Origin of the sequence: Actinomyces sp. oral taxon 448 str. F0400, assembly GCF_000220835.1 — a bacterium.
Classification (GTDB): domain Bacteria; phylum Actinomycetota; class Actinomycetes; order Actinomycetales; family Actinomycetaceae; genus Actinomyces.
Genome location: NZ_GL985606.1, coordinates 907,207 through 917,271 on the forward strand (window position 1 = coordinate 907,207; position 10,065 = coordinate 917,271).

Here is a 10,065-nt window from a genome sequence, read left to right on the forward strand (position 1 = left end):
CCTGGCCGTCGCCTTCGGCCAGGGCGGTGGGAATCGCGGAGGGGACCAGGACGGGGCCCGCGGCGTACGCCAGAAGCCCGCAGCCCGCTGCGGTGATGAGTGAACGCCTGGAGATAAGGAACTGAGACGGCATGCGCCGACCTCCTAATTGGGAATTGTTCAGGATCGTGAGAGCGTGCGACGACGCACGGGGGTGATGTGCGCCGAGCTTACTCGATGGATGCTTGGGATGCCTCCCGAGGCGACGCGTCGTCCTGGGAGGCATCCCGAACGTGTCGGCGAGCCCCGCGCGAGATGCTGCGAGTCGTCAACCGCCGCCGTGCCACGGGCCGCCATAGTCTGATTCCCGTGAGCCCGAATCCAGCCTCCGCACCGACCGCCGCCGATCTCGTCGACTGGGACGCCGCTGCGCGACTGGCGCGCATCGCCACGCCGGCGGGCCCGCATGTGCCGGACGCCATCCGGCGCGCCAGCGTCGCTCTGCTGCGCCGCAGCGTTGACGATGCCCTGCCCTGGGCGGGCCGCATCACCGGCCTGCCCGGCCCCGCCCGCAGCGCCGCGCTGAACGCCGAGATCCTCGTGGTTGACCGCGCCGGTCTCATGACCGCCTCGGCCGCCTGGCTACGCGGGCTCACCGGCGCCCTGCCCATGCCCGATGCCGGCCCCGCCTCGCGCGCGCTGGCCACCGGCCAGGTCGGCGTCGCCCTGGGCTACCTGTCGACGCGGGTCCTCGGCCAGGTCCTGCCCCGCCTCGACGACCCCGCCGGCGGGGACGTCACCCGGCCCGACGCGCGGCTGCTGCTCGTGGCCCCCAACGTTCTGGCCTTCCAGCGGCGCTTCGACCTCGACGTCCTCGACCTGCCCGCCTGGGTCGCACTCCACGAGGCCGTGCACCTGGTCCAGCTGAGCGCCGCGCCCTGGCTCGCGCAGCGGCTGACCGATCGGATGCGCCTGGTCATCGGCGCCCTGGTCGCCGCCGTTCGCAACGCCGATGCCGGGCGCACTGAGCCGGATGAGCAGTCGGACGAGCAGGACGAGCGGGACGAGCAGCCGGACGGTCCGCCGCTCGGCGACCTCCTGACAGCTCCGGGGCGCGAGCACCTGACGCGCCTGGTCGCACTGCTGACTCTTCTGGAGGGGCACGCCGATGCGGTCCTCGACGCCGTCGAGCCCGGCCGCATGCCCTCGGTCCATCGCCTGCGCGCCGTCCTGTCGCGCACGCCGCGCTCCTACGGCCACGGGCTGAGCGCCGGTCCCGGAGCGCTGCTGGGTCGACTCATCGGCTTGGACGCCAAGGAGACCCAGTACGCCGACGGCGCCGCCTTCGCCCGGGCCGTCATCGCACGGGTCGGTCATAAGGGGCTCAACACGGTGTGGGCCGCGCCGGATAACCTGCCGCTTCCCGACGAGATCGCCCGCCCCGAGCAGTGGATCGAGCGCCTCGGACTGTGACCGACCGTGAGGGGCGGGGCCGGTGACGCTATGGCAGGCTTGGCGATGCCGCTAACCGCTCACGCACACGGAGGAGCACGCATGGACGCTGCGGACATGGGAGCCGACCTCGCGCAGATTCTCATTACCGAGGAGCAGATCGCTCAGCGTCTGGACGAGATGGCCGCTCGGATCGATGCTGACTACGAGGGGCGCGACCTGCTGCTGGTCGGCGTGCTCAAGGGAGCGGTCTACGTCATGGCGGACCTGTCGCGGCGCCTGCACCGCAGCGCGCCCATGGACTGGATGGCCGTGTCCTCCTACGGCTCGGGGACCAAATCGTCCGGCGTGGTGCGCATCCTCAAGGACCTCGACGCCGATCTCACCGACCGCCACGTCCTCATCGTGGAGGACATCATCGACTCCGGGCTGACGTTGTCGTGGTTGGCGGGGAATCTGTCGAGCCGGGGGGCCGCCGGGGTGGAGATCGCCGCGCTTCTGCGCAAGCCGGAGGCCGCCAAAGTGGAGGTCGACGTTAAGTACGTCGGCTTTGACATCCCCACCGAGTTCGTCGTGGGCTATGGGCTGGACTACGCCGAGCAGTACCGCAACCTGCCCTTCATCGGAACGCTGCGCCCCGAGGCGTACAGCGGCTGAGAGGGCGAAGACCGGCGTCGGCGGACGTCGGGATCCGTCCCAGAAGGACGAGGAGCACGACGGCGAGGTGCCAGTGAGGCGTAGGGCACTGTGATGCCACGGTAACCTCGGGTACAGTAACCATCGTATGTGGCTTCAGTGTCATGTCTGTCGACGTGATATGTGTAAGGCTACAACCCCCCCCCACCCCGACGTTCCCGTCGTACCCCGAAGGACACCCCTGACCGCAAAGGAGAGGCTTCATGATCCGTCATCGTGCTTCTCTCGCTGCGGTTCTGGTCGCCCTCATGCTTGCCTTCCTGCCCGCGCAGGCGGTCCTCGCGGCCGAGGGCGACTCCGACGGGACGGGTCCGCACTACTACGCGTCCGATCCCGATTCTCCGGACGGGGGGCGGGATGCGGACTCCGGCCCGGTGGATCCCGGTGGGCATGGGCAGTCCTCCGCGCCCGAGGCGCCGGGGACCGACCCCGGGGACCCGAACCCCGTCCAACCGGACCCGGTGGATCCGAACCCCGTCCAGCCGAATCCGGTGGATCCGAACCCCGTCCAGCCGAATCCGGCACTGCCGACCGCGGCACCCCCCACTGCGCCCGCCCCCGAGCCATCGGCCTCGGCGTCGATGCCGGCGCCCACGGACGCAGCCGCATCCGAGCCGACCACTTCCTCGGCGTCCTCGGACCCGACGTCGCTCGTCCCTCTCCCTTCCGCCCCCGGCTCCCCCGGAGCCCCCGCGTCGGGCGCGTACGGCACGAGCAGTGCGTCCGCCGGCGCCGACGACACCGCTGACGGGGCCGAGCGGTCCGCCGCGGCGAGCACCGCCATCGCGGCCGCCGGAGAGTCCCCGCCCCGCACCATCGGCGGCCTGCTGGCCTTCACCGGCGCGGGCGCCGCCCTCGTTCTGGCGGCGCTGATCCTCCTGGTCATCGGTCTGCTCATGCTGTGGCGCACCAAGGTCGACGAGCGCGCGAGCCTGTGACCCCTCGGGCCGCGGGGCTCTGGAGCCCGGCCCGGGGTCCGCGCGCCCGTTGCGCCGCCGCAGCCGGTCCGGCCGCGACTTCAGCGCGCCCGTTCTCCTCCCACGATCGGTGCTCGGTCCTCCTGCATTCCTCCTCCCGTCGGCGCTCGTAGGCGCCGACGTCGGTGCGCCCCGGCTCCGAGCGCAATCGTTATCGTTTCGTGATCTGAGGTAGACTGCTGCGGCGCACCGCCCCATGCGCCGCCCATGCGGCAGAGCCGACTGCGGTCTCCGCCGTCCTGCCATTGAAGAGAAGAGTCGCCGTGACCACTCGTCGTGTTCCCGCCGCCACCGGGATGACAACTCTGGCGCTGATACTGGCGCTCGGTGCCCCGGCCATCGCCCAGGAGACCGGCGCCCCCTCGGCGTCGGGCACCCCTGAGGCGGGCGCGCAGTTCGGCACCGTCGACGAGCTCATGGCGGCCACCGGCCTCGATGGAACGGTGGGCACTCGTGGTTACGCCGCAGCCGGCGACGGCGCCGGAATGACCTACTTCGTCCAGCCCTCGAACGCGTCGGGCCCTCTGGGGGACCTCGCCGTGCCCACGGCCGACGGCGAGTGGGCCGTGCCGACCGGTTTCGCCGCGCAGCCGTCCACCCGGCCCGAGGCGGCCGCCGTCGAGAACGAGATCGCCCGGGCGATGACCTTCGCGAACGCCGGCAGCAGCCTCGTACAGGACGCGGATCGCCCCTCGCCTCTGGAGACCGACGAGATCGTCCGCTCCACCCAGACCGGCCCCTACCCGATCACGTCCTCCTCCCTGGTGGCCATGATCCTCAAGGGCTGGGACTACACGCACACCACGTACGCCGCCGATGCGAACACGTGCGCCGGCACTTGGGTCGACTTCGGTCGGACTCCCGATTCCGAACTGCGGCACGCCCACGAGCTCGCGCGCTGGTTCTACGTCAACGGCGACCTGTGGCTCGCCGCCGACAATGCCGCCGACAACGCCGGCGGCGGGTACCAGCGCGGCGACATCCTCTTCTTCTCCCGGCAGTCCCCGGAGGGCTCGGGCACCACCGGCGACGACTTCGCCAACGTCTACGACACGGCGATCTACCTGGGGGACGGGAAGGTTATCCATTCCCGGGGAGCCGGTGCGGGCGTCGTCGTCGAATCGCTGCCCGAATCCCTCAGACGAGACCTGTCCCTGATTGCGCGTCCCCAGTGGCGCAGCGCCCCAGTGGCGACGGGCTGGCCCTCGGCGTTGTCCGCCGGGCCCGCCGCCTCCGAGACGCCGACCGCCGGTGCCCCCGGGGCGACCGCGACGGATCCCGCGTCGGCACGAGCCGGGGAGACCGCGGCGCCGTCCTCGGCACCCGGTTCGAGGAACTCGGCCGTCGTGGTCGATGACCGCGACCCCGGGGCGGGAGCCTCCACCGCCTCCGACGACGTCATCGTCGCGGCGAACGGCTCCGCGGGCCATCGTCGGAGCGGGCTTCTGGCCTCCACCGGCGCGGGCTGCGGGCTCATCCTGCTCACGGCCGTTCTTCTGGGGGCCGGGATGCTGCTGAAGGCGCGTCGCCGCTCCGGTGAGCGCGAGGCCTGAGACGGCGGTCCGAGCGGTCTGCACGCCGGTCGCGAACGGTGACGGTCCTCGCGGCGGAAAACGGGGCCTTTCGGCTAACGTCGGGGGGTCGGACTCGCGAAAGGGACCAACGTCGATGAGAATACCCGGTCAGACCGGACAGAACCGCCCGACCACCCGGCCCGCGAAGAAGGGCGACAAGGGCGGCTCCAAGCATGGGGACAAGAACCGCCGCAACATGCTCGGAAATCCCCTGCTGTGGGTTGCGCCCTTCATCCTGATCGTGCTTCTGGTGTGGGCGGTGGTGTCGGGGCTGGGCGGCTACCGCTCGATCGACACCTCCGAGGGTCTGGCGATCCTCAGGGACAACCCCTCGACCGTCAAATCCGTCACCGTTGTCGACGGCAACCAGCGCGTCGAGCTCGACCTGACCGAGGATTACACCTCCACGCCCTCCGAGGCCGGTGAAACCGGAAAACCCATGGGCAAGAAGGTCCAGTTCAACTACACCGAGGCCCAGAAGCATCAGGTCGACGACCTCGTCCAGGCGGCCGACCCGTCGGGCGGCTTCGACTCCGTCGTCCCGACGACGAGCTGGTGGTCCTCCATGCTCCAGCTGCTGCTGCCGATGGCCGTCTTCCTGGGAATCATGTGGTGGTTGCTGGGGCGGATGAGCGGAGGCCGCGGCGGGGCCATGGGTTTCGGACGGTCCAAGGCGAAGGTGGGCTCCAAGGAGATGCCCGACGTCACCTTCGACGATGTCGCCGGCGAGGACGAGGCGGTCGAGGAGCTGGAGGAGATCCGCGAGTTCCTCTCCGAACCCGAGAAGTTCCAGGCCGTGGGCGCCAAGATCCCCAAGGGCGTCCTGCTGTACGGCCCGCCCGGGACCGGGAAGACCCTGCTCGCCAAGGCAGTCGCCGGCGAGGCCGGCGTGCCCTTCTTCTCCATGTCCGGCTCGGAATTCGTCGAGATGTTCGTCGGAGTGGGCGCCTCGCGCGTGCGCGACCTGTTCGAGCAGGCCAAGGAGAACTCGCCGGCCATCATCTTCGTCGACGAGATCGACGCCGTTGGCCGCCACCGCGGGTCCGGCATGGGCGGCGGGCACGATGAGCGCGAGCAGACCCTCAACCAGCTGCTCGTCGAGATGGACGGCTTCGATGCCAACACCAACGTTATCCTCATCGCCGCCACCAACCGCCCCGACGTCCTGGATCCCGCCCTCCTGCGGCCCGGCCGTTTCGACAGGCAGGTCAGCGTCGAGGCCCCCGATATGGCCGGACGCGCCGCCATCCTGCGCGTGCACGCCAAGGGCAAACCGATGACCCGCGACGTCGACCTCGACCTGGTGGCCAAGCGCACGCCCGGCTTCACCGGCGCCGACCTGGCCAATGTCCTCAACGAGGCGGCCCTGCTCACCGCTCGCTCCAACGCCCAGCTCATCGACAACCGCGCCCTGGACGAGGCTATCGACCGCGTTATCGCCGGCCCCCAGAAGCGCACCCGTGTCATGAACGATCATGAGAAGGCCGTCACCGCCTATCACGAGGCGGGTCACGCTCTGTGCGCGGCGGCCGGCGCTTACTCCGACCCGGTCACCAAGGTGACCATCCTGCCGCGCGGCAAGGCGCTGGGATACACGATGGTCATGCCCAGCGACGACAAGTACTCCACCACCCGCAATGAGCTGCTCGATCAGCTCGTGTACGCCATGGGCGGGCGGGCCGCCGAGGAGCTCGTCTTCCGCGACCCGACCACCGGCGCCTCCAACGACATCGAGAAGGCCACGGGCACCGCTCGCAAGATGGTCACCGATTTCGGCATGACGCGCACGGTCGGTTCCGTCAAGCTCGGTACCACTGAGAACGAGACGGTGCTGGGGCTGTCCGCCACCAACCGCGATTTCTCCGAGTCGGTGGCCGCTCAGGTCGACGCCGAGGTCCGCGCCCTCATGGACGACGCCCACCGCGAGGCCTGGGAGATCCTGACCCGCAACCGGCATGTCCTGGAGGACCTGGCCAGCCAGCTGCTGGAGAAGGAGACCCTGCTGGAGAAGGACCTGGAGCGCATCTTCTCCTCCGTCGTCAAACAGCCCGAGCGCCCGCTGTGGAGGGCCGACGACACCCTCGTCGTGGAGGAGGCCGTCTCCGCCTCCGACTTCCCCGCGGCGGCCGGGGCCCTGACCCACGGTGATGACGATGGCGGGGACGGCGCCGGCCAGGACCCGCAATCGTGACCTACGACGTCGACGGCGTGCGCCGGGCGGTGCGTGACCTGCTGGTCGCGGTGGGCGAGGACCCCGATCGGGACGGCCTGCGCGAGACGCCGGAGCGGATGGCCCGCGCCTATGCGGAGATGTTCGCCGGGCTCGACGAGGACCCGGGCGCGCATGTCGAGAGGGTCTTCGACGTCGGGCACTCCGAGATGGTGCTCGTGCGCGACATCCCCCTGTATTCGGTGTGCGAGCACCATCTCCTGCCCTTCCACGGAAGTGCGCACGTGGCCTACATCCCCGGCGAGGACGGGCGGGTGACCGGATTGAGCAAGGTGGCGCGCCTCGTCGACGGTTACGCCCGCCGTCCCCAGGTGCAGGAGCGGCTGACGGCGCAGGTGGCCGACGCCATGGTCGAGCGCCTGGGCTGCAAGGGCGTGCTCGTCGTGGTGGAGGCCGAGCACCTGTGCATGTCCATGCGCGGGGTGCACAAGCCGGGAACCAACACGGTCACATCCGCTGTGCGCGGCATCATGCGGGCTGCCGCCACTCGCAGCGAGGCCATGAGCCTCATCCTCGGCCGGCGGTCGTGAGACGACCGGGCCCGCCGGCCGGCTCCGCCCTGGGGTCTGTCGGCTCCGCCTCATCACCGGCTCCGCCGGTGGCGTCGTCCGTCTCGGCCTCGGCCCGAACGCCCGCTTCGATCGGACGGGAATACCTCGGGGTCGTGCTGGGTTGACGCTCGAACGGGGCCGGCCCGCGACCCCGGTGACTGCATCCGAGGAGACGCATGGCCCGCATCCTGTTCATCATGACCGGCTCCGACCACTGGACGCTCAACGACGGCACGACGACGCCCACCGGCTACTGGGCCGAGGAGGCGATCGTCCCGCTCCAGGCCTTCGAGGCGGCGAGCCACGAGGTCGTGGTCGCCACGCCGGGCGGGATCAAGAGCCCGCTCGATCCCGCCTCGCTGCGCGTCGAGGACGGGGATCACTACCGCCGGATCGACGCCGCCAGCCCCGCGCTCAACCACCCGGTGCCCCTTGACTCGGTCAGCGCCGCGGACTTCGACGCCGTTTACGTCCCCGGCGGGCACGGTCCCATGGAGGACCTCGCCGTCGACGCCGTCAGCGGAGCCCTGCTGACGGCTTTCCGCGACGCGGCTAAGCCCGTCGGCGCCGTCTGCCACGGCCCGGCCGCTCTCCTGGCGGCCACGCGCGCGGACGGGACGAACACCTTCGCCGGCAGCACCATCACCTGCTTCACCAACGAGGAGGAGACCCTGGCCGGCTCGGCTCCCCGGGCTCCCTGGCTTCTGCAGACCCGGCTGGAGGAGGCCGGGGTCGCCGTGCGGACGGCGGCGCCCTTCGACGACCACCTCGAGACCGATGGGGACCTCATCACCGGTCAGAACCCGGCGTCCTCGGCGTCCTTCGCTGCGGCGCTCATCCAGCGGCTGGGCTGAGACGGGCCCGCGGCGTTCGGTCGCTCAGCCGGTCACCCGGGTCGTCAACGGCGCCGAGAGGACCGCGGTGAACCCGTCGGCGCTGCGCGGCGGTGAGGATCCCGCCCGCGCCTGTCTCGTCGTCCACCGGGAGGCCGAGGCAGGCGCCTGACGGGTCGTCGAGCAGGGCGTCGGACATTGTCGGCGCTGTCGCCGCCCTCCCCGTACCCTCAGGCGAAGGCCGAGGCCGTCGCCGGTGCTGCCGGTGCTATGGTGGCCCCGGTTCGCTGGCCCGCCGTCGTCCCGGGCAGCTCCACCGGGTTCGGCGCCCTGCGCGAGGCCGGGCCGACCGTCCGCAAGGCGGGGCCGATCTCGATGAAACGGCTTGAGCTCTTTCGCCTCGCCGCTCCCAAGGATTCAGGTGCGCACCGTTACCCTGGGACGGTGACTGACGTCCTGCCCCCCGCACCGGCACCGCTGCCGACGACGCTCGCCGAGGCCTCCGAGGCCGGACGCACCCTCATCATGGGCATCATCAACGTCACCCCCGACTCCTTCTCCGACGGCGGCCGCTGGGACACCACGGACCTCGCCGTCGCCCACGGTCGCCAGTTGCGCGCCCAGGGCGCCGATCTCCTCGACGTCGGCGGCGAGTCCACCCGCCCCGGCGCCGCCCGCATCACCCCCGCGACCGAGCAGGAGCGCATCATCCCCGTCGTGCGCGCGCTCGCCGCGTCCGGAGCCGCCGTATCCGTCGACACCGTCCACGCCGCCACCGCTGAGGCCGCCGTCGGCGCTGGTGCCGTCATCGTCAACGACGTCTCCGGGGGCCTGGCCGACCCCGCCATGCACCGGGTGGTCGCCGACACCGGCGTCGTCTACATCTGCCAGCACTGGCGCGGCGACCCGGGGACCATGGACCGTCTGACCGACTACAGCGCTCTCGGCGGCGTCGTGGACGGCGTCGAGACCGAGCTGCGCGAGCGCCTGGACGAACTCGACGCCGCGGGCGCCGGCCTCCGGCAGGTCGTCATCGACCCCGGCCTCGGCTTCGCCAAGACCCATGCGCAGTCCTGGCGGCTCCTGGCCGCCACCGAGCGCCTGCGCGTCGATCTGGGGCTGCCGGTCCTCATCGGCTCCTCGCGCAAGCGCTTCCTCGCCGCCGCCGTCCCCGGCTCCGCCGCGGCCGACCCGATCGCCCGGGACGCCGCCACCGCCGCCACGACCGCCCTGGCCGCCCTCGCCGGGGCCTGGGCCGTGAGAGTCCATGAGGTCCCGGCCAACCGGGACGCCGTCCGAACCGCCTCCCTCTGGAAGGAACACCGATGAGCACCACCACACCCGACCGGATCCGCCTGTCGGGCCTGTCCGCCCGCGGGTATCACGGCGTCCTCCCCTTCGAACGCGCCGAGGGGCAGCTCTTCACCGTCGACGTCACTCTCGACCTCGGTGAGCGCGGCACCGCGGTCGCCTCCGTCACCGATGAGGCCAAGGATGCCACCGACTACTCGGCGGTGGCCAGGGCGGTGGTGGCCGTCATCGAGGGCGAACCGGTGGGCCTTATCGAGACTCTCGCCGCCCGCGTCAGCGAGGCCGTGCTTGCCTTCCCGCGCGTGAGTGCCGTCGAGGTCACCGTCCACAAGCCGCAGGCGCCCCTGGACGTGGCTTTCGACGACGTGTCGGTGACAATCCGCCGCGCCGGCGAGGACGCCGCGCCGTCCGTCGGGCGGGCGCAGGCCGCCGCGCCCGCCGAGGACGCCGCCGCGGCCGCAG

Annotated in this window: 9 protein-coding genes; all 9 read left to right on the plus strand. The window is 71.4% G+C overall.

Annotated elements, in window-relative coordinates; all coding sequences use genetic code 11:
* The first annotated feature begins 348 nt into the window (after positions 1-348).
* Positions 349-1,452: a zinc-dependent metalloprotease gene (locus HMPREF9062_RS03905; RefSeq protein WP_009748735.1), complete on the plus strand. Its 1,104-nt coding sequence runs from the start codon at positions 349-351 to the stop codon at positions 1,450-1,452.
* A gap of 81 nt (positions 1,453-1,533) precedes the next feature.
* Positions 1,534-2,088: a hypoxanthine phosphoribosyltransferase gene (gene hpt, locus HMPREF9062_RS03910; RefSeq protein WP_009748736.1), complete on the plus strand. Its 555-nt coding sequence runs from the start codon at positions 1,534-1,536 to the stop codon at positions 2,086-2,088.
* Between the two features lie 242 nt (positions 2,089-2,330).
* Positions 2,331-3,065 (plus strand): hypothetical protein, encoded by a 735-nt coding sequence (locus HMPREF9062_RS03915; protein WP_034253717.1) that lies wholly within the window; start codon positions 2,331-2,333, stop codon positions 3,063-3,065.
* Positions 3,066-3,367: 302 nt separating this feature from the next.
* Entirely contained in the window at positions 3,368-4,657 is a 1,290-nt protein-coding gene (locus HMPREF9062_RS03920) for a hypothetical protein (protein ID WP_034253719.1), read from the plus strand.
* 115 nt (positions 4,658-4,772) lie between these two features.
* Complete coding sequence (gene ftsH, locus HMPREF9062_RS03925) at positions 4,773-6,869, plus strand: ATP-dependent zinc metalloprotease FtsH (protein ID WP_009748740.1); 2,097 nt, start codon at positions 4,773-4,775, stop codon at positions 6,867-6,869.
* Positions 6,866-7,438 carry a GTP cyclohydrolase I FolE gene (folE, locus tag HMPREF9062_RS03930; protein WP_009748741.1) on the plus strand — a complete coding sequence of 191 codons (573 nt, stop codon included), beginning with the start codon at positions 6,866-6,868 and terminating at the stop codon, positions 7,436-7,438. Before ftsH ends, folE begins: the two co-directional genes overlap by 4 nt.
* Positions 7,439-7,635: 197 nt before the next feature.
* A complete protein-coding gene (locus HMPREF9062_RS03940) occupies positions 7,636-8,313 on the plus strand; it encodes a type 1 glutamine amidotransferase domain-containing protein (protein ID WP_009748743.1) in 678 nt (225 codons plus the stop codon).
* A 423-nt stretch (positions 8,314-8,736) separates the two neighbouring features.
* Positions 8,737-9,621 carry a dihydropteroate synthase gene (folP, locus tag HMPREF9062_RS03950; RefSeq protein WP_034254668.1) on the plus strand — a complete coding sequence of 295 codons (885 nt, stop codon included), beginning with the start codon at positions 8,737-8,739 and terminating at the stop codon, positions 9,619-9,621.
* On the plus strand, positions 9,618-10,065 hold a 448-nt coding region (gene folB / locus HMPREF9062_RS03955; protein WP_009748746.1), incomplete at its 3' end, for a dihydroneopterin aldolase. The genes folP and folB, both read left to right, overlap by 4 nt.

Excerpts from the sequence above, each read along its gene's own strand:
- HMPREF9062_RS03940 (WP_009748743.1), top strand. The coding sequence starts at position 7,636 with ATGGCCCGCATCCTGTTCATCATGACCGGCTCCGACCACTGGACGCTC.
- ftsH (WP_009748740.1), top strand. The coding sequence starts at position 4,773 with ATGAGAATACCCGGTCAGACCGGACAGAACCGCCCGACCACCCGGCCC.
- hpt (WP_009748736.1), top strand. The coding sequence starts at position 1,534 with ATGGACGCTGCGGACATGGGAGCCGACCTCGCGCAGATTCTCATTACC.
- HMPREF9062_RS03915 (WP_034253717.1), top strand. The coding sequence starts at position 2,331 with ATGATCCGTCATCGTGCTTCTCTCGCTGCGGTTCTGGTCGCCCTCATG.